General features: G+C 34.1%; 23 protein-coding genes. 2 read left to right on the forward strand and 21 right to left on the reverse strand.

Annotated features, from left to right (window positions below):
* Positions 1–24 precede the first annotated feature (24 nt).
* The 5 genes from DW269_RS03985 to DW269_RS04005 form a co-directional block, all read right to left on the reverse strand.
* Positions 25–1,044 carry a DNA-processing protein DprA gene (locus tag DW269_RS03985; protein WP_158546303.1) on the reverse strand — a complete coding sequence of 340 codons (1,020 nt, stop codon included), beginning with the start codon at positions 1,042–1,044 and terminating at the stop codon, positions 25–27.
* A gap of 97 nt (positions 1,045–1,141) precedes the next feature.
* A complete protein-coding gene (gene ppdK / locus DW269_RS03990; RefSeq protein WP_117458658.1) occupies positions 1,142–3,781 on the reverse strand; it encodes a pyruvate, phosphate dikinase in 2,640 nt (879 codons plus the stop codon).
* 155 nt (positions 3,782–3,936) lie between these two features.
* Entirely contained in the window at positions 3,937–5,034 is a 1,098-nt protein-coding gene (locus DW269_RS03995; protein WP_117458659.1) for a DEAD/DEAH box helicase, read from the reverse strand.
* Positions 5,034–6,629 (reverse strand): glutamate ligase domain-containing protein, encoded by a 1,596-nt coding sequence (locus DW269_RS04000; protein WP_117458660.1) that lies wholly within the window; start codon positions 6,627–6,629, stop codon positions 5,034–5,036. Before DW269_RS04000 ends, DW269_RS03995 begins: the two co-directional genes overlap by 1 nt.
* A 64-nt stretch (positions 6,630–6,693) precedes the next feature.
* Positions 6,694–7,020: a cyclic-di-AMP receptor gene (locus tag DW269_RS04005; RefSeq protein ID WP_117458661.1), complete on the reverse strand. Its 327-nt coding sequence runs from the start codon at positions 7,018–7,020 to the stop codon at positions 6,694–6,696.
* 98 nt (positions 7,021–7,118) lie between these two features.
* On the opposite strand from DW269_RS04005, the gene DW269_RS04010 reads away from it, so the two are divergent.
* A complete protein-coding gene (locus tag DW269_RS04010; protein WP_117458662.1) occupies positions 7,119–8,120 on the forward strand; it encodes an A/G-specific adenine glycosylase in 1,002 nt (333 codons plus the stop codon).
* 16 nt (positions 8,121–8,136) lie between these two features.
* On the opposite strand, the gene DW269_RS04015 is transcribed toward DW269_RS04010, so the two are convergent.
* From DW269_RS04015 to DW269_RS04070, 11 genes are all read right to left on the reverse strand, one after another.
* Positions 8,137–9,078 carry a PhoH family protein gene (locus tag DW269_RS04015; RefSeq protein ID WP_117458663.1) on the reverse strand — a complete coding sequence of 314 codons (942 nt, stop codon included), beginning with the start codon at positions 9,076–9,078 and terminating at the stop codon, positions 8,137–8,139.
* Positions 9,079–9,135: 57 nt separating this feature from the next.
* The gene (gene rpsU / locus DW269_RS04020; RefSeq protein ID WP_006505139.1) at positions 9,136–9,321 is read right to left on the reverse strand and encodes a 30S ribosomal protein S21; all 186 of its coding nucleotides are present in this window, start codon (positions 9,319–9,321) and stop codon (positions 9,136–9,138) included.
* 93 nt (positions 9,322–9,414) lie between these two features.
* Positions 9,415–10,893, reverse strand: coding sequence for a UDP-N-acetylmuramoyl-L-alanyl-D-glutamate--2,6-diaminopimelate ligase (locus DW269_RS04025; RefSeq protein WP_117458664.1), 1,479 nt, complete (start codon positions 10,891–10,893; stop codon positions 9,415–9,417).
* On the reverse strand, positions 10,880–12,187 hold the full coding sequence (gene mtaB, locus DW269_RS04030; RefSeq protein ID WP_117458665.1) for a tRNA (N(6)-L-threonylcarbamoyladenosine(37)-C(2))-methylthiotransferase MtaB: 1,308 nt from the start codon (positions 12,185–12,187) through the stop codon (positions 10,880–10,882). Before mtaB ends, DW269_RS04025 begins: the two co-directional genes overlap by 14 nt.
* Before the next feature lie 4 nt (positions 12,188–12,191).
* Positions 12,192–12,965: a hypothetical protein gene (locus DW269_RS04035; protein ID WP_117458666.1), complete on the reverse strand. Its 774-nt coding sequence runs from the start codon at positions 12,963–12,965 to the stop codon at positions 12,192–12,194.
* Position 12,966: 1 nt separating this feature from the next.
* The gene (locus tag DW269_RS04040; protein ID WP_117458667.1) at positions 12,967–13,701 is read right to left on the reverse strand and encodes a 16S rRNA (uracil(1498)-N(3))-methyltransferase; all 735 of its coding nucleotides are present in this window, start codon (positions 13,699–13,701) and stop codon (positions 12,967–12,969) included.
* 90 nt (positions 13,702–13,791) lie between these two features.
* Entirely contained in the window at positions 13,792–16,359 is a 2,568-nt protein-coding gene (gene clpB, locus DW269_RS04045) for an ATP-dependent chaperone ClpB (protein WP_117458668.1), read from the reverse strand.
* A 206-nt stretch (positions 16,360–16,565) separates the two neighbouring features.
* Positions 16,566–17,783 carry a tyrosine-type recombinase/integrase gene (locus DW269_RS04050; protein ID WP_117458669.1) on the reverse strand — a complete coding sequence of 406 codons (1,218 nt, stop codon included), beginning with the start codon at positions 17,781–17,783 and terminating at the stop codon, positions 16,566–16,568.
* 105 nt (positions 17,784–17,888) lie between these two features.
* Entirely contained in the window at positions 17,889–18,083 is a 195-nt protein-coding gene (locus DW269_RS04055) for a hypothetical protein (RefSeq protein WP_005423220.1), read from the reverse strand.
* 457 nt (positions 18,084–18,540) lie between these two features.
* Positions 18,541–18,780: a helix-turn-helix domain-containing protein gene (locus DW269_RS04065; RefSeq protein ID WP_117458670.1), complete on the reverse strand. Its 240-nt coding sequence runs from the start codon at positions 18,778–18,780 to the stop codon at positions 18,541–18,543.
* Positions 18,770–19,201 carry an RNA polymerase sigma factor gene (locus DW269_RS04070; RefSeq protein WP_044925118.1) on the reverse strand — a complete coding sequence of 144 codons (432 nt, stop codon included), beginning with the start codon at positions 19,199–19,201 and terminating at the stop codon, positions 18,770–18,772. Before DW269_RS04070 ends, DW269_RS04065 begins: the two co-directional genes overlap by 11 nt.
* Before the next feature lie 497 nt (positions 19,202–19,698).
* Between DW269_RS04070 and DW269_RS04075 the strand changes: the two genes are divergently transcribed.
* Entirely contained in the window at positions 19,699–20,058 is a 360-nt protein-coding gene (locus tag DW269_RS04075) for a helix-turn-helix transcriptional regulator (protein WP_117458671.1), read from the forward strand.
* Positions 20,059–20,221: 163 nt separating this feature from the next.
* Here the strand turns inward: DW269_RS04075 and DW269_RS04080 are convergent, their stop codons facing one another.
* The 5 genes from DW269_RS04080 to DW269_RS04100 form a co-directional block, all read right to left on the reverse strand.
* On the reverse strand, positions 20,222–20,830 hold the full coding sequence (locus DW269_RS04080; RefSeq protein ID WP_158546304.1) for an L-2-amino-thiazoline-4-carboxylic acid hydrolase: 609 nt from the start codon (positions 20,828–20,830) through the stop codon (positions 20,222–20,224).
* 16 nt (positions 20,831–20,846) lie between these two features.
* Positions 20,847–21,032 carry a cysteine-rich KTR domain-containing protein gene (locus DW269_RS04085; protein WP_117458672.1) on the reverse strand — a complete coding sequence of 62 codons (186 nt, stop codon included), beginning with the start codon at positions 21,030–21,032 and terminating at the stop codon, positions 20,847–20,849.
* A gap of 115 nt (positions 21,033–21,147) precedes the next feature.
* A complete protein-coding gene (locus DW269_RS04090; protein WP_055158668.1) occupies positions 21,148–21,759 on the reverse strand; it encodes an isoprenylcysteine carboxylmethyltransferase family protein in 612 nt (203 codons plus the stop codon).
* Between the two features lie 5 nt (positions 21,760–21,764).
* The gene (locus DW269_RS04095; protein ID WP_117458673.1) at positions 21,765–22,178 is read right to left on the reverse strand and encodes a hypothetical protein; all 414 of its coding nucleotides are present in this window, start codon (positions 22,176–22,178) and stop codon (positions 21,765–21,767) included.
* Positions 22,179–22,412: 234 nt separating this feature from the next.
* Complete coding sequence (locus tag DW269_RS04100; protein ID WP_055158613.1) at positions 22,413–22,880, reverse strand: hypothetical protein; 468 nt, start codon at positions 22,878–22,880, stop codon at positions 22,413–22,415.
* Positions 22,881–22,961: the final 81 nt, after the last annotated feature.

The raw sequence follows: 22,961 nt of genomic DNA on the forward strand, positions 1-22,961 counted from the left end.
ACTTGTTTTTAAGTTCGTCTTTTTTTATACGTTTTGATTGATTTTTGTTTCACACTTATCCTCTATGAATTCAAATATTGTCATTTGATCAATACTTGGATCATCCTTCTTAATAACTGTCTCATGATTATCTAATATTTCAGCTAAAGTAACTTCTGATTTTAAATCTTCATCAGTAAAATGGGCTTCTCCCATTTCAATAAGTCTAATATTACCACTATAATCCAATGTTTCATAAACAAGCTGTCTTGTCCAATGAGAATGGATATTCTGAATAGAAGTAAACCAGACAGGGCCACTACCAATATGCGTACCTGTTACTATCTGTGCAAAGACCATACCACAAATATAAAGATTCTTATCTAATGCATGAGTAACATCAAATAAAGCATATGGATCATTGGCAGTCATAATAACTAATTTATTCTGTTTAATATATTTAGAATACAGTCTAATCTTATCGAACATATGATCTGCGACAAATAATACCGCATTCCCGTTATTAGTTAGCTGTGTTCTTAAGGCCAGCTCTTCTACACCCTTAGAACCACCAACAACTACTGTATAGCCTTCCTTTGAAATTTTTTTCATAATTTCTTTAGTGACATGACGCATTGTCTTGTTCATCATCTGTGGACCAGCAACTGATATATTAACACCATAACTTAAAGATAAATCACCTATATAGCTAATGACTAAAGGCATCTTAGTTCCTAATACTCTTAGACTTGCAGGATAATCTTCTTCGTAGATAGTTGTGACACCAATATCCTGGTTTTCTAGATTCTGCAGTGCATAAAAAAGATCTGGTAAGAGCTTTTGTCTCTTTTCTATCTTATGAGCTGTAAATTCATCTAAACCTATAATCTGGGTTAATGTATCAATACTCATCCCTGTAATCATACTTGGTTCTTTATGGGCTGATTTTGATTTTTTCTCTATTTCCTGCCACTCTTGTGTACTTATAGGCTGCGTGGAACTTGGAATCAAATCACCACAGCATAATATTAAGGCAAGACTGTTTAATGTTAGTTGTAATTTCATGTTCTTATATTCCTTCTTACATGTCATTATATCATATAATTTTGGTATAAAAAAGTGGCCGTTCATAAGAACGGCCTAGTGAAAGGATAAGTAGTTATTACAAAATACCCATTTTTTCTTTTACAGCAGCCTGAGCAGCAGCAAGTCTAGCGATTGGTACACGGTAAGGTGAGCAAGATACATAAGTTAATCCAATCTTATGGCAGAATTCTACTGTCTTTGGATCACCACCATGTTCACCACAGATACCAAGTCTGATATCAGGACGAGTTGATCTTCCCTTTTCAGATGCAATCTTCATTAATTCACCAACGCCTTCCTGGTCAACAGTAGCGAATGGATCATGTTCATAGATATTCTTAGAATAGTAATCGCCTAAGAACTTAGCAGCATCATCTCTTGAGAAACCGAATGTCATCTGAGTTAAGTCATTAGTACCAAATGAGAAGAATTCAGCTTCAGTTGCAATCTTATCAGCTGTGATTGCAGCTCTTGGAATTTCAATCATAGTACCAACTTCATATTTCATATCTAATCCGCTTTCAGCAATTAACTTATCAGCAGTCTTAACAACTACATTCTTAACATACTTTAATTCTTTTACATCACCAACTAATGGGATCATGATTTCTGGAGTAACTGTATGTCCTGTTTCCTTAGTTACGTTGATTGCAGCTTCAATGACAGCTCTTGTCTGCATTTCAGCGATTTCTGGATAAGTAACAGCAAGACGGCATCCTCTGTGACCCATCATTGGGTTAAATTCTTTTAATGATTCTACTCTTTCCTTTAATGCTTCGAAAGTCATACCTAAGCTTTCAGCTAATGGTTTGATTTCTTCATCAGTATGAGGTAAGAATTCATGTAGAGGTGGATCTAAGAAACGGATATTAACACTATATCCATCCATAGCTTTGAATAATTCTTCAAAGTCTCCTCTCTGGTATGGAAGAATCTTTTCTAATGCTTCCTTACGAGTTTCTACATCTTCTGCAGTAATCATTCTTCTGAAGTTGAAGATTCTTTCTTCTTCGAAGAACATATGTTCAGTACGGCATAATCCGATACCTTCAGCACCAAATGTAGCAGCCTGTTTAGCATCTCTTGGAGTATCCGCATTAGTTCTTACTAATAATTTTCTTTCTTTATCAGCCCAAGCCATGAATGTTTCAAAATCACCACTAATTGCAGCAGGAACAGTCTTGATCTTCTGAGCAAATACTTCACCAGTAGAACCATTTAATGATACATAATCACCTTCAGTTAATACTGTACCATCTGGTAATGTTAATGTCTTCTTATCTTCAGAAACTCTTAATACACCACAACCAGCAACACAGCAAGTACCCATACCACGAGCAACTACTGCTGCATGAGATGTCATACCACCACGTACAGTTAAGATACCTTTAGCTAAGTTCATACCTTCGATATCTTCTGGAGAAGTTTCATTACGTACAAGGATCATATCCTGTACACCATTAGCATGAGCTTCCTGAACATCTTCAGCTGTGAAGTAGATATGTCCAGTAGCAGCACCTGGAGAAGCAGCTAAACCTGTAGCAACAGCCTTTGCAGCCTTGTAGTCTTCTTTATCGAAGTTTGGATGTAATAACTGGTCTAACTGTTTTGGTTCAACCTTTAATAATGCTTCTTGTTCATTAATCATGCCTTCATCAACCATGTCAACAGCAATCTTTAAAGCAGCCTGAGCTGTTCTCTTACCGTTACGAGTCTGTAACATGAATAATTTACCATCTTCAATTGTGAATTCCATATCCTGCATATCTTTATAATGATCTTCAAGAATATGGCAGATCTTCTGGAACTGTTCATAACATTCTGGCATAACTTCATTTAATGTAGCAATTGGCTGAGGTGTTCTGATACCAGCAACAACGTCTTCACCCTGAGCGTTCATTAAATATTCACCGAATAATTTATTTTCACCAGTTGCTGGGTTACGAGTGAAGGCAACACCAGTACCTGACTTATCACTTCTGTTACCATATACCATCTGCTGAACGTTTACAGCTGTACCCCAAGAACCTGGGATATCATTTAAACGACGATAAGTGATAGCACGGTCATTATTCCAAGAACCAAATACAGCTTCAACTGCAGCTAATAACTGTTCGATTGGGTCCTGAGGGAAATCAACACCTGCATGTGCTTTATAAGCTTCTTTATAAACTGCAACAACTTCTTTTAAGTCTTCGGCAGTAAGTTCAGTATCGAATTCAACACCTTTTTCTTCTTTAATTGCATCAAATTTATGTTCGAAATCTGATTTTGGGAATCCCATTACAACGTCAGCGAACATCTGGATGAAACGACGATATGAATCATATACGAAACGTTCATTTCCAGTTGTTGCAGCGAATTCCTTAGCTACTTCATCATTTAAACCTAAGTTTAATACTGTATCCATCATACCTGGCATTGAGATTCTTGCACCAGAACGTACAGATACTAATAATGGGTTCTTTGGATCACCTAAAGTTCTTCCAGTGATTTCTTCAAGCTTTTTAACGTGTTCAACGATCTGTCCTTTAATATCAACTGAGATCATTTTTCCGTCTTCATAATATTGTGTACAAGCTTCTGTAGTCACTGTGAATCCCTGAGGTACAGGTAAACCGATACCTGTCATTTCAGCAAGGTTGGCACCTTTACCACCAAGGAGATTACGCATATCCTTGTTACCTTCGCTAAATAAGTAAACATATTTTTTCATAACTACTAAATCCTCCTTATGTCTTTTCACTTATTTCATTATACACTTGTAAGGGCTTACTTGCAAACGCTTTCTTTTCTGTAATTGATTACACATTTAAAAAAAGCCCTATATAAGGGAATTATTATTGTTAAAAAAATAACAACATTTTTCTCCTATAGGGCTAAATGATGGATAATCGTGATTAATTGATCAGTCTGTAATGTTTGAAGCATGTCTGGATTTTTAGTTATTGTTTCATAAAGAAGATGATGTTTTGTCTCATAATCCTCTTTTGAAATAGTAATAACAACTCCTTCAAGCTGTTTCTTAGTGATATGAGTATCATAGATATAGGAATGCTTCACACCTAAAACACGGGATAAATGAGACATGTATTGGTCTATATGAGTAGTGCCTAGATGAATCACTGTGTCACAATGCAAAGATAAATAGCGTGAAGCTATATCAGATACGATCAAAAGACCACCCTTTTTATTAAACTCATGCATGATGCGATACTGAGATGCATGATTCATAAATTGATGAATCACAAGATTGACATTCAGTTTTTCAGCATAATAAAGAATATCTTCATAGCTTTCTACAAATATAACCTGTTTCTTTTCTGTATTGAAATAATCATCATGACATAAGAAATGTGTACATTCTACCTTAGAAGAATCAACATGCAATGTAGTATGAATATTTTTCTTTAAGAACTCATGATGATGAAGTCCATAAAGAATACTTGAACAGTCTAAAGGAAGATGTTTCTTGATTTCCTTTATTTCTCTTATTTCTTCACTAGAAAAGCTATGAGAATCCTGATAAATGAGATATGAGACGAAGTTAGTGTCTATCACTTGTCTTCTCATATATTCTAATAGCTTAGAAGGCGTAGTAAAGAGTATGTCAATACCCTTATAAATTGTCTGGCATTCTTCAAATGTATTGGTACCAGGATAAGATGTAATAAAACGATATTGTGTGTATTTATTATATTCTTTCATGTCAAAAGAAGATGATAACAACTCTTCTTTATGCCCAAGCAAGATAATCTGTGTTTTCTCTTCATGAATCATAGATGCAAGTAAGGGTGGAATAATGGATAACAGACGATCTTTGGAAGAGTCAACATTTAAGATAAATGATTGACTCTTCTCAATAAGTCTATACGATTGCTTCTGGATTATTCCAGGTGCAATCATTCCCATATCACCTAATGCATGAATAACCTCATCGGGCCATTTATATTTAATAAATTTCTTCATTATTTAGATAAGATATATTGTCTCACTTTAGAAATAAAATAGAGAGAACCTGTAATAAATACAACACCTTTATGACTATAAGCCTCATCTACTGCATGCTTCCAGTCTTCATCAATCTTCACTGGGAAGTCTTCTGCAAGAGCTTTGGCAGTTGCACGACGAGGATGATCAAACTGAGTAACAGTAATATCCTTTGATAAAGATAATAATGTTTCTAACATATGATGAGTATCCTTATCTCCTAGTGCGGAAAAGATGATTTTAATATCACTAAAATCACGGGCACTCTCAAAGAAGGCATCCATTCCTTCTCTATTATGTGCACCATCTAGGATGATTAAAGGATTTTGATGAATTGTTTCAAAACGTCCTTCCCATACTGCATCATGCATACCTTTTTCTAGATCTGCATCCTTAAATGGGAATTCTTTTCTAATATATTCTAATATATTAATCGCAAGTGCACTGTTAGTAACCTGATAATGCGCTGAAGTAGATAAAGATATATGATATCCATGATAATCATAAGAAATAGAAGCACCATAATAGACACGTTTAGGTTTTCTTATTTCTATAACATAAGAATGATGCTTATGAGCTTCTTCATAGAAGACATCTAAGCATTCTGGTCTTCTTTCTGCCGTCATATAAGGAATACCACGTTTAATGATTCCTGCTTTACTTCTCGCAATACTCGCATATGTATTTCCTAAGAAGTTTATATGATCTAAACCAATATTTGTATTAACTGTAAGTATTGGTGAAATGATATTAGTGGCATCCAGTGTCCCACCAAGCCCTACTTCAAATAAGGCAATATCTACACCCTGTTCAATAAAATACATGACTGCGATAAATACTTCTATTTCAAACTTAGAAAGTTCATAAGCCATCCAATCATCCATATAACGATTCGCATATCTTACAATAGTCGCTTCATCAATTGGTTTATCATTAACACGAATAATATCTAAACGATTTACTAAAGCAGGAGAAGTAAATGTACCTACCTTATAGCCTGCACATTTTAATACTTCTTTTGTATAGTTAGTTGTAGAACCTTTCCCGTTTGTACCGCCAATATGAACACATGTTAATTTAGTTTGAGGATCATAGAAATCATACATAAAGTTCTTAAAGTTTGTGAGAGAATAAACTCGATCCTTTTGCGCTTCAATAAACGCTAAAACCTGATCATAATCTCTAAAACGAGGAAGAACAGGGATTGTCTTCTTCAATAAATAACGACCATTCGATTCTACATCTACACTATAATCATGCTGCTTAAAGAAAGATACATGTTCTTCATCTGTATAAGCAGTTAATTCTTTTGTAACAAATCTTTCAGCAAGTTCAAGTAGTTCTTCTTGTACAAGAGTATCCTGATAATCTTCTGATACATAAACAAAAGATATATTAGAAAGATCTAAGAGTTCTAATATTCCTATAATCACTTCTCCACTGTAGGCTAAAAAGATCATCTTGCAGGGATCTTTTAAAGCTCTTGATGTTTCATAATAATCTTTCGCAAGAAACTGAACAATTGCGTCTATATCTTCTTTTGTTGCAATCTTATATTCAAAATTTTCATTCATTTATATCACCTGTTGATATCTTAAAGTAAAAAGGATGGTTTGACCATCCTTTTTTTCTCAATTATTAGATTTTCTCAAAACGATCAACGTCAACTACAAATACTGTTGCCCCACCAACAAGTACATCTACCATGATTGGTGTAAAGAATTCACCCATTTCAGTAGGTGGTACTGTAGGTTCCTTTTCTACACGTTTCTTTGCATTGGCCTTAATGATTTCAATAGCGCTATCTACCTTATCATCATTTGTTCCTACAAAGAATGTAGTATTCCCTTTCTTTAAGAAACCTCCTGAAGTAGCAAGCTTTGTAACAAAGAATCCACCTTCAGTTAAAGCGCTCTGGACAGTTGAACTGTCATCATTATTCACAATCGCAATTATCAGTTTCATACTATTGACCTCCTAATACGAATTAGTTTGTACATATATTCTAGCATATTCAAAGACAAAAATACACACATATTATATAATGGCTCATGGTGATTTATATGAGTATACAAGAAAAGTTAATAAAGTGGTATGAAGTTAATAAACGTAATCTTCCTTTTAGAGATATTAAAGACCCTTATAAGATATGGGTAAGTGAGATTATGCTGCAACAGACGACTGTCACTGCAGTGATTCCCTATTATAAACGTTTTATTGAGAGATTTCCGGATATAGAAACACTTGCGAATGCAACAATAAAAGAAGTCTATAAGTATTGGGAAGGGTTAGGTTATTATCGTCGTGCATTGCATCTTCATAAGAGTGCTAATCTGATGAAAGATACATTCCCTACGGAGTATAAAGACATTCTCGCGCTTATTGGTGTAGGACCCTATACTGCAAGTGCTATTATGAGTTTTGCGTATCATAAGCCTTATATTGCGGTAGATGGGAATGCCTTAAGAGTATTGAGTAGATTATATGCGATAGAAGAGAATATTGCGTTAAATAAGACTGTGAAGACAATTACAAATATAGGTAATCAACTAGTTATTGGTTATGATTCAGCAAAGATCAATCAAGGGATTATGGATTTTGCGAATGCGGTATGTTTACCTGTTCACCCTCATTGTAATGAATGTCCACTCCAAAAGGAATGCAGAGCCTATTTGACAAATAAGCAAGACGTACTACCTATTAATATAAAAAAAGTAAATAAGAAAAGCTTATCTTATATTACAGGTATTGTAGTATATGATGATGAAGTGATGCTTATTAAAAATAAAAATGGGCTGCTAGAAAATATGTATTTACTTCCTCAATATGAAGTAGAGAGTCCTTATTCCTTTATAGAAGCATTTAAAGAAGATTATGGGATATACTTAGAGGTATTATCGCATTTAAAGGATTTTAAGCATGTATTTACTCATCGTACATGGTATATGCATGTATATGTATTTAAAGCTGATATTCGTTCTATTGACTTCTATACAAAAAATAAGCAGGAGGAATTAACTATTCCTACTGCCCATAAAAAGATATTGAAATATTATGAAGGCTGATTAGAAATAATCAGTCTTATTTGTTCATGTCATATTTTTCAATGATTCTAGCAACAACTGGATGACGTACTACATCAAGTGCTGTTAAGTAAACAAAGGAAATACCTTTGACACCATCTAAGATCTTCATAGCATGTTTAAGACCATTTGTTGTCTGTTTAGGTAAGTCAATCTGAGTAATATCCCCTGTAATACACATCTTAGAGTTAAAACCTAAACGTGTAAGGAACATTTTCATCTGATTGTCTGTTGTATTTTGTGCTTCATCTAAAATAACATAAGCATCTTCTAGTGTACGCCCACGCATATAAGCAAGTGGTGCTATTTCAATAATGCCCTTCTCAATTAATTTCTCTGTATTTTCTGCACCTAACATATCATAGAGTGCATCATAAAGAGGTCTTAAGTAAGGGTCAATCTTTTCTTTAAGGTCTCCAGGAAGGAACCCTAAGTTTTCTCCTGCTTCTACAGCCGGTCTAGTGAGAATGATTTTTTGTACTTCATGATTCTTTAATGCCTGTACAGCAAACACTACAGATAAGTATGTTTTACCTGTACCCGCTGGACCAATCGCAAATACCACATCATGATCTTTTAAAGAATGATAGTATTCTAGCTGTCCCATTGTCTTAGGATATATGATCTTGCCATGACTTGTACGGGCAATATGAATATCAAATAGAGAATCCATTTCATCAAGCTTACCATTACGTCCTAACTTGATTGCATACACCACATCTCTTTTAGAAATACGTACATCCTTTTTAGTAAGTTTAGCAAGTACCTGAATCACCTTTTCTAATACAGAATCACTATGATCTAAATAAATATCTGTACCACGGACATTGATTGCATTCTCAAATTCATCTTCCAATAAAGCGATATTTTCATCACTTGGGCCACACAACAATTGAATGGCATCTAAGCTATAATCACTTAACTGAATCACTTTTTCCATAAAATCATCCTTTCATTGAAAAAAAGAAGAGTCAGATGACTCTTCTAAAAATAAATCTTATCTACGACGTTTCTTCTGGTTCTTTCTAGCTGCTTCTGATTTCATTTTTCTCTTTAAACCAGGTTTAACATAGAATTCTCTTTTACGAGCTTCAGCAAGGGTTCCTGTTCTAGAAACTTGTCTCTTAAAACGACGTAAAGCATCATCTAAAGATTCATTTTCTCTTACTACTGTCTTTGCCATTGAACTTTCCCCCCTTTACCGCTAAATTCGAATATGATTATACACAATGATTTTTAATAATGCAAGCCTTTTTTAACTTTTATTTTTCAAGTTTTACATATCATCTTCTAATTGTTCATTATAAAGTTTTTTCGCATATTCCTGAGCAATGAATTTATCTCCAGGATAAGGTGTATTACCCACTAGTGATGTCATAAACTGTTCATGACCTTTTCCTAAAATCAAAATAACATCACCTGGACAGGCTGCATCTATTGCCTGCTGGATGGCATAACGACGATCAGTAATAATCACTGAAATAGGATCAACAATCTGTTCTTGAATCTGTGAACAGATGCCTTCGATATCATCGTCTCTTTCATCCTGTTCTGTCAATATGACATAATCACAATACTTATTAGCAAGTGCACCTATCTTACTTCTTTTATGGATATCTTTACGTCCTGGTGCACCAAATACCGCAATTAAATGACCATTTCCTTTAACACTATGGACAAACTTGAATACTTCTTCAAAGTTATGTGCATGCTGACAATAGTCAACAATAATATGGAAAGGCTGTTTAACAGGGACTACTTCCATTCTACCTTCTACCGGCTGAATATATTTAATCGCATTCACGATTTCATCCGGTGTCATTTCTAAGGCATAAAGAGTTGTCAATATTGCAAGAGTGTTAGATATATTAAATGGTGCAATAATAGGAACTTCTACATGATAGTAATGATTTTTAATATAGATATTAAATGCTGAATGATCTATATAATATTCAATCTCACGTGCCATAATATCTGCTTTATGATGAATACCATAGGTTAATATTTTAGCATGATCCGCCATATCCTTATAGTTAGTAGTTAGATAATGATTAAAACGTACTTCATCTGCATTAAGAATGGCATAACCACCTTCTTTAAGCAATCTAAAGAGTTTAACATAAGATGTCATCAGGTTATCTACAGTTCCATGAAAGTCCATATGTTCTTCATAGGCATTTGTAAATACCGCAATACTGAAATTAACTGAATCAACACGCTTTAAAGCTAAGCCATGAGAAGAGACTTCTAGAGTAAAGCCCTTCACATTCTCTTTAACCATGTTATAGAAGTTACGATGTAAACAGATAGGATCTGGTGTAGTGCCAGTCATCTGCATCATTGTAGGTCCATATTCTATTCCGTTGTTACCTACATAGCCCATCTTTAAATAACGTCCTAGTAGTCTTGCGACAACACGAGCTACGACTGTTTTACCACTTGTTCCTGTAACACCTATTCCTGTCATCTTATAGGAAGGATGATCATAGAAGAGATCTGCCACACGATTGAGTTCATCTAAGACATCTGATACCTGAATATAAACAATGCCCTGATAATAACGACGTAACGGCTTAGAATGAACAATACATTTAGCACCTTGGAAGATGGCATCATCGACATATTTATGACCATCTGTCACAAGACCTTCAATACAAAAGAAGATAGAATCCTTTCTTACATAACGGGAATCGCTATGAATAGATTCAATCTTTATATCACTTTCAACTTTAAAAAGCTCATTAAGCTTCTTCACTAGAAACCACCCCGATTAAATCATAACCTCGATGATCTGTTACCTTTACTTTATAAATATGTCCTTCTTTTAGAGAATCATCTGCAACAAGAACCTTTAAGTAATTAGAGGCATGTCCAACCATGTGGCCATCCTTTTCTTCTTCAATAAGTACTTCGAGTTCCTTATTCATTTCAGATAATGCGAATTCAGTTTTTAATTCATCAGAAAGCTGCAATAGTCTTCTAACACGGTCTTTTTTGACATCTCCTGGCACCTGACTAGGCATTCTATCTGCTGGTGTTCCCTTTCTTCTTGAATAAGGGAAAACATGCAATTGATTGAAATGAAGTTTCTTAATCCAGTTATATGTATCAACGAAGTCTTCTTCTGTTTCTCCAGGGAATCCTACAATGACATCTGTAGTAATAGAGATACCTGGTAACGCTTCTTTAAGTTCAAAATATTTCTTTTCAAATTCAGCTGTATTATAATGTCTTGCCATTCTTCTTAGAATAGAATCTGTCCCAGACTGAATAGGAATATGTAAATGATCTACGATAATAGGACTTCTACCAATAAGTTCAATGATTTCATCACTCACCTGACTCATTTCAATAGAAGAAATACGTAATCTCTTTAATCCCTTAATTTTAGTTGTTAAGTCTACTAATAGATCATAGAAAGAATAATTGTCTAAATCCACACCATAACCTGCTGTATGAATACCAGTTAAGACGATTTCTACAAACCCTCTATCTACAAGTTCCTGAGCCTGTCTTAAAACATCTTCTTTAGGACGAGAACGAACTCCACCACGTGCATAAGGGATAATACAATATGTACAGAAATTATTACATCCATCCTGGATTTTTAGGAAAGCTCTTGTTTTATTTTCAAATGCATGAATACTTAAGTCTTCAAAACGAGAGACCTTCATAACATTTTCTATTTTCACAATTTGTTTATGTGTCATCTTATATTCTTCTACAAAGTCTACAATAGAAGCACGATGTTGTGTCCCAAGTACTACAGAAACACCTTCTATTTCTGTGATTTCTTCACTTGCTACCTGTGAATAGCATCCCACTACACAGATGACTGCATCAGGATTAGTACGATGTGCCTTACGGATCATCTGTCTTGATTTAGAGTCCCCTGTATTTGTGACAGTACATGTATTAATAACATATACATCTGCAGGAGATTCAAAGTCGATATTGTCATACCCTCTTTTCTTGAATATTTCTAACATCGCTTCTGATTCGTAGCTGTTTACTTTACAGCCTAAAGTATGAAAAGCAACTGTTGCCATTGTCTCACTTCACTTTCTTTATTAATTTCTTATATGTACGATCACTAATTAATTGATGATTATACATGTATTCTATGAACTGTGTATATTCACCATGTTCATAATAAACTACTAATTCTTTTGCATCTTCAATAGATACCCTGTTAGAATGACGATTATCATCACCAATCACAATACGACAAATCAGTGAATAGTCTTCTTTCACAAACAAATAGATAGTGCCCAATTCTTCATAATAATAGGCAATATGGGATTCATTTTCATATACTTTTTCTAAACTGGAAAAAGGTGTATCAAATACAACTGGTCCATAATATCTAAAAGCAGTATCTAGTGTAATTGGCTGATTCTTCACATATTCTGCATGTTGCTTTAATAAGAGAATCTGATAATCATTGATATACCAATTATTGATATCAGGAGAATAGATAGGAATATAAATATCTCTTGAACTTTCTTCATCATAAAAATGAGGGAGTGTTTCTAATACATTCTTTAAATCATTATTAAACATTTTTCTTTTTTCTTCATAGGTAATATATTCAAACATATCATAATGACCTGACGCAAAAAGATTATAGGAACCTTCAATTGCTTCTTTTACATCTAGTGCACGCAAAAGGATTTCCATATTGAATAATTCAATTTCTGATTTAACTTTAAAACGAATATTCAAGTCTTCTAATTCTTTTTTATGTTCTTCACAATAATGATATAAGTTTGTTTTATTGTATTTTATATCCCTGCTGTATTTATTAATGACTGCAATAAAGTTCATATTAATCCCCCAATTCTCTTCTATACCCTATAACACTAAGCATATATAAGGGTGCTGTCTCACTTCTTAAAATACGATTACCAATAGAGCATGGCACAACACCCATTGACTGCATCTTTTCTACTTCCTGAAGATCAAAACCACCCTCTGGTCCTACTATAATAGTAATAGATGTATGAAGGCCATTGAGTGCTTTTGTGAAAGCATGATGTTCTCCATTCTTACTTTCTTCCTCATATGCCACAACATTCACTTCAGATAAATAATCCTTTAATTGTGATAATTGAATAGGAGGTGTAATCTCAGGAACAATCTGTCTATGACATTGTTCACTTGCTTCCTGAGCGATACGTACAAAACGTTCCTTCTTCTTGTTGAAACGTCCTTCATCCATTTTCACTATACTTCTAGAAGCACGCAAAGGAACTATACGTGTCACACCTAGTTCTGTTGCTTTTTGAATCACAAATTCAAATTTATCACTCTTTGGTAAACCATAAACAAGTGTTACTTCAACATCTAATTCATTATCTTCCTGAAGTTCTTCTTTAATTTGTAGTAAACCCTGCTTTGTATCGATGATTTCACATAAGTAAACATGCTTGTCTTCATCAATACAAATGACATGTTCACCCTTTTCCATACGCATTACTTTAGTAATATGCTTATACATAGAATCATCAGTGATAATGATGTCATTTTGTCTATAATTATTTTTAATAAAATATCTCTGCATAATCATCTCTCTCCTCTAGCATTCTAACATTTTTATGAAACAATGAAAAGAAAAAGAAGATAGAGGGGGTTCTATCTTCTTTCAAACAACTTATGCTTCTCTAGCTATAAATCCATTATCATAGTCAATGACTACATGACTGTTGGCATGAATTGTACCTTTGATTATTTCTCTTGCAAGCATTGTTTCAATATGTGACTGAATATAACGCTTGATTGGACGTGCACCAAATGTGGCATCAAACGCATCTTGTGCAATTCTGTTTTCAGCTGCATCAGTAACTTCTAGAGTAATCTTCTTCTCTTCTAGACGACCTTCAAGTTCATGAATAAACTTGTCAATAATCTTATAAACAACACTTGAATCAAGTGAGTTGAACATAACGATTTCATCAATACGGTTTAAGAATTCAGGTTTGAAGTGCATCTTTAATTCATTATCTACTTCTTTACGTGTTTCTTCATTGTTACCCTGTAACAAGTACTGAGAACCAATATTAGAAGTCATAATGATAATTGTATTCTTGAAGCTGACTACATTACCCTTAGAATCTGTTAAACGACCATCATCTAGGATCTGTAATAAGATATTGAAGACATCTGGATGAGCTTTTTCAATTTCATCTAATAAAACAATACTATATGGAGCACGTCTCACAGCTTCAGTTAACTGTCCACCTTCTTCATAGCCTACATATCCTGGAGGAGCACCTAATAAACGAGAGACACTATATTTCTCCATATATTCACTCATATCGATACGTACGATATTCTTTTCACTATCAAAGAGCTGTTCAGCAAGTGTCTTAGCCACTTCTGTCTTACCTACACCAGTAGGACCTAGGAACAAGAATGAACCAATAGGTCTATTCTCATCATTGATACCAGCACGGCTTCTTAGTATTGCATCAGTGACCTTAGTAATTGCTTCATCCTGACCAATAACTCTCTTCTTCATAATATCTTCTAGATGTAATAGTTTTTCTTTTTCTGATTCTATTAGCTTAGAAACTGGAATATTAGTCCATCTAGAGATAACTTCAGAAATAGTATCTACAGTGACCTTTTCCTGTAATAAAGCATCATCATTTTCTTTAGCCTGATATTCTTCTATTTCTTTATTAATAGCAGGAATAGTCTGGTATTTAATTTTAGAGGCTTCTTCTAGGTTACCCTGAGATTCAAACTGTGCCATCTGTGTTTCTAAACGTACTTTTTGGTTCTTTAAATCCTTGATATGATCCACCTGAGACTTTTCTGATTTCCATTGTTCAGTTAATCCAGCGATTTTTTCATTTAAAGAAGCAATTTTTTCTTTGATTTCTTCTAGTCTTTTTTCGTTATCTTCAGTTGAATCTTCTTTTTCAATAGAGATTCTTTCCATTTCTAGACGATTCTTATCACGAGTAATTGTATCTAGTTCTTCAGGCATAGAATCAATTTCCATACGTACTGAAGCACATGCTTCATCAATGAGGTCAATTGCCTTATCTGGTAAGAAACGATCTGTAATATAACGATCACTCATATGAGCCGCTGCGATAATTGCACTATCTTGGATCTGAACACCATGATGAGATTCAAATGGTTCCTTTAAACCTCTTAGAATCGCAATTGTATCATCAATATCAGGTTCTTGTACCAATACCTTCTGGAAACGTCTTTCTAAGGCTGCATCCTTTTCAATATACTGACGATATTCATCCAATGTTGTTGCACCAATACAATGTAATTCACCACGTGCTAACATTGGTTTTAATAAGTTGGCCGCATCCATAGCACCATCTGTCTTGCCTGCACCTACTAACTGATGGATTTCATCAATAAACATAATGATTTGTCCTTCAGACTTCTTAATTTCATTTAAGACAGCTTTTAATCTTTCTTCAAATTCACCACGATATTTAGCACCTGCCACAAGTGAACCTAAATCAAGTTCAAATAAAGTTTTATCTTTTAATGTTTCAGGCACATCGTTCTTAACTATACGCCAAGCAAGTCCTTCTACAATCGCTGTTTTACCTACACCTGGTTCACCAATCAAAATTGGGTTATTCTTTGTTTTACGTGATAAGATCTGAATAACACGTCTAATTTCTTCATCACGACCAATAACTGGATCAATCTTGCCATCTTTTACATCCTTGACAAGATCACGTCCATACTTTTCTAATACTTCATAATTATTTTCTGGGTTTGGAGTATCCACTTTATGTCCTCCTCTCATTTCCTTAATTACTTTTTCAACTTCTTTTTTATTTAAATTATAACGAGATACAAAGTTTTTAATAAAGGTGCTTTGCGTATTAAATAATGCAATAATAAGATGTTCTACACTCATATAGTCATCTTTATATTCTGTCTTAATTCTTTCAGCATTCGCAATCCAGCTATTGAGATCATAGCTTAAGCGAAGCTGATCCTGAGTCACCTGCCCAACGCTTGGCTTCTTATTGATCTCCGCATTTAATAAATCCTGTACTTCTGGGATAGAGATATTAAGTTTTGTTAGTACTCTATAGAAAATACCAGAACTATCTTCTAATAATGCATACATGAGATGTTCAACATCAACAATCTGTTGATTAAGAGCTAACGCATTCTGAGCTGCACGTCCAAATGCTTCCTGCATTGCTTCTGTCCATTTTTCACCATTCATCGCAATCACTCCTTTAGCACTCTTCTTTCTCTTGTGCTAATGTTAGTATATCACTTTTATTAGCACTGTCAATAGGTGAGTGCTAATTTTTTGAGATTTTTTTTGCAAACCTTGATTTTACGAGGTTTGCAACACTTTTTCTTCCTTATAATCATCACTTTTTCTTGGTTTGACACCATTTTGACACCAATTTTTTATTTTTGGTGTCAGCTAATTGCTACGCTTTCTAGCCTTGTGATTTCACTCTCAATTCTGGACATCTCACTTACATGGTTATATACGTCCATTGTTACATCTATGTGGGCGTGTCCCATAATATATTGAAGAACTTTTACGTCTATTCTCTTTTCTGCCATTCTGGTACAAGCCGTATGTCGCATAATGTGAGCAGATACCTTTGGTAACAATTCAGCATTTCTATGTTCAGTTTTTGCAATTTGAACTTCTTTTTTGTTATATGCGTCTACAATATTATATAAGATATTGTTTATCGCATTAGGCATGAGTGGTCTGCCGGACTTTGCCATGAAAATGAATCCTTTATAACCGTCTATCTCAACATCTTTTCCTTTTTGAAGCATAAAGTTTAATTTCTTTTGTTCTTCAAATGCTCTTTGTACATCTGATGTCATAGGGATAGTTCGGATTCCAGAATCCGTCTTTGGCGTGGAAATATGGAATTTATAGCCATCTCCTAAATCTTTATAAATCAACTGATGGTCAATACTTACCGCTTTTGTTCTGACATCTACATCTTCCCAAGTCAATCCAATCAGTTCTCCGCACCTTACACCAGTTCCTAACATGATTCTGAGCATTGGATAGTAGGTGTTGTATACTTGATTATTTTTCACAAATTCCAGCATTTTTTCCTGTTGTAAAACTGTTAAGGCAATACGTTCTTCTGCCTGTCTACCATAATCACTGATAGAAAACTTTGCCGGATTCTTGCGGATAATATCATCATCAACAGCCATTTCCAGTGCCGGATAAATCATATTGTTAATAAATTTTATTGTAGAATATGCGTATCCTGCTTTAGAAAGTTTTGAGTAAAACGATTTGATGTGTGATGGTAAAATCTGAACAACCTTGATGTTTCCAATTTCGTCTTTGACACGATTCTCCCATGTTTTCAGATAATTTGCTCTAGTAGATTCTTTCAGCTCCCTAGTGGACATATATCTTTCAAACAATTTATTAAGAGTAAGTTTTTTGATTGCTCCATCAGTTAAAATGTTATCTTCCAAGTCTTTTGCAATCTGCTTTTCCTTTTCCCTTAATTCCGGTAAATCCTTTGCATATACTGTCAGACGTTTTCCGCTTCTTATATCTGTATAACGGTAACTGTATCTACCATCTTTACGCCAGCTTTCGCCCTCTCTTAATTTTCTTCCTTTATGGTCTTTTCTGCTATTTGCCATGAGAAACATTCCTTTCTGTAATAGCCCCCTTTTTTGTTCTCATGACGTGGTTATGTCTATAAATATTATACCATATATCACAAGAAACATAAATGAAAAAGGGTGTTATTCTTCCAGATATGAGAGGTAATTTTTAACTTTTTCTACCGAATAAAGAACCCTACGTCCAATCACAATTTTTGCTCCTGCCTGTTCTCCAATCTTTCTTGCAGTAGCATGACCACAAGATAACATTGCAGATAATTTATCTATATTTACCGTTATCGGCTGTGAGGTTGGTCTTTCTTTTGTTTTGTTCATCTGTCAGTCCTCCTTTTACCGACCTGTATTATCGTCATTTTCTGCACACCAGTAAAAGTATCACTCTCCTTTACCATGTGCTTTTTACAAGCAATCAGACGGCTTCGGCAAGCTCCGCTGGTATCTCAACCATTCCCATTCCTGTGGGCTGAACCGTGTCATACGGGTGTATCATTATCCTGTGTTGCAGGTCATGGCAGAACGACTTTTCCAACGGTCGCTCCCAGATCATTGCATGAATCGCTATCTCCCGATTGGAAAAGTCACGGCGTACAACCTCTGATGGCTCACTGCAAGCACAAACGTATCTGACTGCTTTATTCACTTGTCAAAGAACTGTTAGGCTCTTGTCAGCCTGTATCAATTCATTTTTACAAATGGACTGATACAGAATGATAAGAAAAAGCGGAACAGGAAAGAGGGGAGTTTATTAAATCATGCTCCGCTCAAATATTACTTAATGTTCGTCTATTTCAAATTCACATATCATTTTTAAAAGGGCTTCTCTGATACGCCCCTTTAATTCCATATCAACCACAATGTATACGTTGCCGTATTCATCGTAAAACGGGCGTAAACAGCATTTTGATATGTAGGCTTCATAGAACAGCAACAGCTTTTCTATGGCGTTTTCGTTACCGTCCACGGCTGATGATATGAGAAAAAATGATGGAAGTTTGTGTTGCTTATTCTTCATTTGTTTTCTTCTCCTTTAACTGCTTTCTGATTTCTTCAAGTGAATTTCTTCTGTGCCTGTATGATGTGCTTCGGTTGATGTTCAGTTTTTCGCCTATCTCCGAATCGCTCATATCCAAGAAGAAAAACATCAATACAATGTTTCGGCTCTGCTCCGGCAACTGTTTCAGTGCTTCTGCAAGTTCTTCATCAAGTACACGGATTTCTGTACCGCACACATCGAATGTTGTATATTCACTTTCGTAATCGTCCCATACAATCAATTTCTCAACAACAATCTCTGGAAGCTCACAAAAGGATACTTCCTTTGCCTGTCGTCTAGCTAATTCCTTGCGGTAGTTACGGACAATGCCTTTCACAACCTTTTTGAGCTTACAGTCAAACTGACACTGTATTGTTTTTTGGAAGTCTGATGGTTTCAAAATCACACCCCCTTTCGCTATGAAGTGAAAAGTATGTATCCCTCTTTCCGCACCATATCTGTACGGCAGGGTGTGATTTGTTGCAGAATTGAAAAACTTTTTGAAAATATGAAAACAGCCTATTTGCACCAATAACAAATAGACTGTTTTTAAAACACCTGATATATGAGTTTTTAATTCATGTTCAAGGGCTGATGATATACTAAGAAAAAGAGAAAATAAATTCGGTTGTCGGTATAGACTGCCTGTTTTACTTAGAATCACAAATTGCTCCTTGACCAGAGCAAGCCTGTGAAAATAGAAAAAGGACAGCTCTGGTTATACCAAAACCGTCCCTATATTTTTGGACATTATAAAAGAGATTACCCACAGAACGGTTTTTTTTATTTACCGAACGAGGTAATATTTTTACTTGAATTTACAGTGCATATAATATGAGTTTTTAACACATTCTAATCACATAACATGAAGTATAAACTCATGCTAGGTGATTAAAAATGAGAAAAAAGAAAGATACTCACAGCTTTGATTTTCGTCCTTTAGGACTGGCAATCAGAGAAGCCAGAGAAAAAGCAGGGCTTTCCAGAAATGATTTAGGCGATAAAGTCTTTTACGGAGAACGTCATATCGCAGATATTGAAAATATCGGAAAACACCCTAGCTTTCAGTTATTCCATGATTTAGTTACCATGTTCAATATATCTGTTGACGAGTATTTCTATCCAGCGAAGAATGTTGAAAAAAATACAGCCCGCCGTCAGATAGATTCGTCACTTGATTTATTGACTGATAACGAATTAAAAATCATTCAAGGTACGATTGACGGTATCTTGAACAGCAGAGAGGATAAGAAGTGATTTACTTCTTATTTTCTCTGTTTTTCTATACAGATTCTTCAACATTTATTTGTTGATCTGCTCCGCAGGTAACAAATAAGAGCCGACAATCTATAAGTTACAATAACTTACAAATTATCGGCTCTGCGTCTTTGCGTCTGGCTCTTTGATGATTTGTATTTTTTTACTTTCCGCGAATAAAATGGAAATCGCAACAATTAGCGCCTTCCCCGATTGTTCCTAACCTTTCAAATCTAATTTTGGGTTTATATCCTGCAAAGGCAGTTACATCACTCTGGCAAAACACCGTGCACAATTCGGGACAACAATATTTTTCACACATTTCTTTATAAATACAGCGAACTATGTCAAAATGGATTTCTTTGTAATCATATCTTCTCCATTTCACCGTAAAACCTTCTATTGGATATTTTTTCTTCATGTGTGATTTAGCAAACATCTTGAACAAACTATATGTAAAAGGCATTTTTGTAAGCTTGGTATTTTCTTTTGCTTTATAGTTAGCATTGCGTTGTATTTCTTCATGAGCAACCGCAAGTGCTTTTTCTTTGGTAAAACCGTTTTCTATGAGGGTTATATATACACCTATTGTTGGTAGTATTCTGTTAAAAATATGCTCGTTCATCTCGTCATTTTCAAATCTTATTTCATATTTACATAGGTCGGTATATTTTTGACACATTAAAGAATAAAGCAACTCAGCTTGTTTTTTCCCGTATTCTCTTGATAAATCATCATATAAAAAATTCAAATCCGTTTCCTTATAATCCAAAATTAGCATCTCCGTTTCATACAATATTTAGTTTATCTCGATTATCAATAACTGTTACTTTCAGATACTTTGCTTTAATCAATGTTTCCCGCTTGCACTTCGGACAGAATAACGGAAAATTTATCAATTCTGTATCGTTCCGTATTTTGGTTCGTGTCTTATTGTTACAAATAGGGCAAAACACCCACGATTGATTACTCATAAAAGCTCCTCTCATATTCGCTTAATCTTACAAATTTATTCTACAAATTTTATTTTTTCATAAAAAATAACTAGTCAATACCATTACTAAAGTTATCCCCAAGACATCAGCAATTTTAATATATATATGGAAAAAGTTTATATGTTTTTTCTTTATATAAGTTATATTCTTTGAAATATTTTTGTAAAACTGCTTCTTCAACATTTATTCTTATTTGATAGCAAACAAAGCTACAAATAGCAACTATCAATATAGCAGGGATATTCTTTAACGCAATACTCACGCCCAATAATGACAGAATACTTCCAGTGTAGGCAGGGTGGCGGACAAATTTATACATACCATTTGTTATTAGCTGTTGTTCTTTACTAATCTGAACATTTAATGTAAATGCCTTTTTTAAAGTTAAAACAGCTTTTATACGAATACAAATCCCGACTGCTATAATTAACATACCAATTTTTGCAAAGTAAGCAGGCAACGTCAATTCTCTTATGCAAAATGGAGCTTTTTGACTGATACATAGAAAACTAATTATCAAACAAAATACAAAATTTAAATATAACAACCATTTCGTTCCTAAATCTCTAGTGTCAATTTTTTCAGTTCTATTTTGCTTTGAACGTGTATAAAAGAAAATAAATATTTCGGAAATAAGTAAACACATTAGCAACACATTAAATATATAATATTCAATAGCACTATTAAATTTTGTCATATCGCCCATTACTATTACCTCTTATTCCTTAATTTTAAAAAATTGTTTATTTCATCAGCTTGTCTTTTGGAAATATGATAAAAATAGCAATGAATAGCTATCATAATTAAAATATAGACACATGAATACCATGTAATGTTAATTGCACTAAACGCAAACCATTTACCTATAAATGCCACACCAATGGTTATTGGATATAATATAATCATTTCAGCAATAAAGTGATATATATATTTGCTAAAATCTATAAATGATAGAAGCCAATCGACAATCACTGACACCATAAGATAAACAGACACCTGCAAAATAAAAAAACAAAATCTGTCTTTAGAATATCCTGCTATAATATTGCTTATCGTTGCATACAAAATAATAAATGTAAACGCCATAGAAAATGCAGGAAGATATGTCCTTAAAAATTTATTCATAATAGCCACTCCTTATCTTATCTCTTAGAATAGGAATATATTTTCTTGAAACAATTAGATTTTCTTCATTGTTAAGTTCTGCCAATAATCTGTGGTTAGGGTAAGGTTTAACACAGACCAGACAAGAAATAATACCCCCATGTAATCTTATTTTCTAGCCATCACTAAATAACTGGATTTATTTTTCGATACTGTATAACTTTTTATAATCTGTCATAAGTAAATCCCTTCCCGCTAATATCGTTCAATATTTCCATTATAGTTATGAGCTTTTTCAAGAAGTGGACCTTTTGCCCCCATTGTAAATGCAATATCGCTACTTCTAATACACAACAATTCATTTCCTATATCAAGATTTAACTGTTTTAATAGCTGTGATGTAAACTGAATACTACCATTTTCCTTTAGAGGAAGCCATGCATATTTCCGTCCTTTATATGTAACCAATGTTCCTCGTGGAATAGACTGTTTTTCTAACTGTGGACACTCATGTAAAATATGACTTAATTTTGACTTAGATAATAGAGGATATGTCGTTACGCAAAACCCACCCGTAACCTTACTTCCTGTAAAGATAATGATTTTATCATCATTTAGCACTTGATATTCTTCAAGTGCTTGCGTTGGAAATTGAACGGTTAAATCATCATGTATCAAAGATAGTCCAAATACGAATTTTCCGCCTTTATTTAATTGTGGCATAAGCACATCTCCTTTCTCTTTCATTTTCCAGATATTCGTGTTATAATCAAACTAGAGTAATATAATATAATACTACTCTAT

The sequence above is a fragment of the Catenibacterium sp. AM22-6LB genome (assembly GCF_003435615.1).
Taxonomy (GTDB): domain Bacteria; phylum Bacillota_I; class Bacilli_A; order Erysipelotrichales; family Coprobacillaceae; genus Catenibacterium; species Catenibacterium mitsuoka_A.

Excerpts from the sequence above, each read along its gene's own strand:
- DW269_RS03985 (WP_158546303.1), bottom strand. The coding sequence starts at position 1,044 with ATGAAATTACAACTAACATTAAACAGTCTTGCCTTAATATTATGCTGT.
- ppdK (WP_117458658.1), bottom strand. The coding sequence starts at position 3,781 with ATGAAAAAATATGTTTACTTATTTAGCGAAGGTAACAAGGATATGCGT.
- DW269_RS03995 (WP_117458659.1), bottom strand. The coding sequence starts at position 5,034 with ATGAAGAAATTTATTAAATATAAATGGCCCGATGAGGTTATTCATGCA.
- DW269_RS04000 (WP_117458660.1), bottom strand. The coding sequence starts at position 6,629 with ATGAATGAAAATTTTGAATATAAGATTGCAACAAAAGAAGATATAGAC.
- DW269_RS04005 (WP_117458661.1), bottom strand. The coding sequence starts at position 7,020 with ATGAAACTGATAATTGCGATTGTGAATAATGATGACAGTTCAACTGTC.
- DW269_RS04010 (WP_117458662.1), top strand. The coding sequence starts at position 7,119 with ATGAGTATACAAGAAAAGTTAATAAAGTGGTATGAAGTTAATAAACGT.
- DW269_RS04015 (WP_117458663.1), bottom strand. The coding sequence starts at position 9,078 with ATGGAAAAAGTGATTCAGTTAAGTGATTATAGCTTAGATGCCATTCAA.
- rpsU (WP_006505139.1), bottom strand. The coding sequence starts at position 9,321 with ATGGCAAAGACAGTAGTAAGAGAAAATGAATCTTTAGATGATGCTTTA.
- mtaB (WP_117458665.1), bottom strand. The coding sequence starts at position 12,187 with ATGGCAACAGTTGCTTTTCATACTTTAGGCTGTAAAGTAAACAGCTAC.
- DW269_RS04035 (WP_117458666.1), bottom strand. The coding sequence starts at position 12,965 with ATGAACTTTATTGCAGTCATTAATAAATACAGCAGGGATATAAAATAC.
- DW269_RS04040 (WP_117458667.1), bottom strand. The coding sequence starts at position 13,701 with ATGCAGAGATATTTTATTAAAAATAATTATAGACAAAATGACATCATT.
- clpB (WP_117458668.1), bottom strand. The coding sequence starts at position 16,359 with ATGAATGGTGAAAAATGGACAGAAGCAATGCAGGAAGCATTTGGACGT.
- DW269_RS04050 (WP_117458669.1), bottom strand. The coding sequence starts at position 17,783 with ATGGCAAATAGCAGAAAAGACCATAAAGGAAGAAAATTAAGAGAGGGC.
- DW269_RS04055 (WP_005423220.1), bottom strand. The coding sequence starts at position 18,083 with ATGAACAAAACAAAAGAAAGACCAACCTCACAGCCGATAACGGTAAAT.
- DW269_RS04065 (WP_117458670.1), bottom strand. The coding sequence starts at position 18,780 with ATGAAGAATAAGCAACACAAACTTCCATCATTTTTTCTCATATCATCA.
- DW269_RS04075 (WP_117458671.1), top strand. The coding sequence starts at position 19,699 with ATGAGAAAAAAGAAAGATACTCACAGCTTTGATTTTCGTCCTTTAGGA.
- DW269_RS04085 (WP_117458672.1), bottom strand. The coding sequence starts at position 21,032 with ATGAGTAATCAATCGTGGGTGTTTTGCCCTATTTGTAACAATAAGACA.
- DW269_RS04090 (WP_055158668.1), bottom strand. The coding sequence starts at position 21,759 with ATGGGCGATATGACAAAATTTAATAGTGCTATTGAATATTATATATTT.
- DW269_RS04095 (WP_117458673.1), bottom strand. The coding sequence starts at position 22,178 with ATGAATAAATTTTTAAGGACATATCTTCCTGCATTTTCTATGGCGTTT.
- DW269_RS04100 (WP_055158613.1), bottom strand. The coding sequence starts at position 22,880 with ATGCCACAATTAAATAAAGGCGGAAAATTCGTATTTGGACTATCTTTG.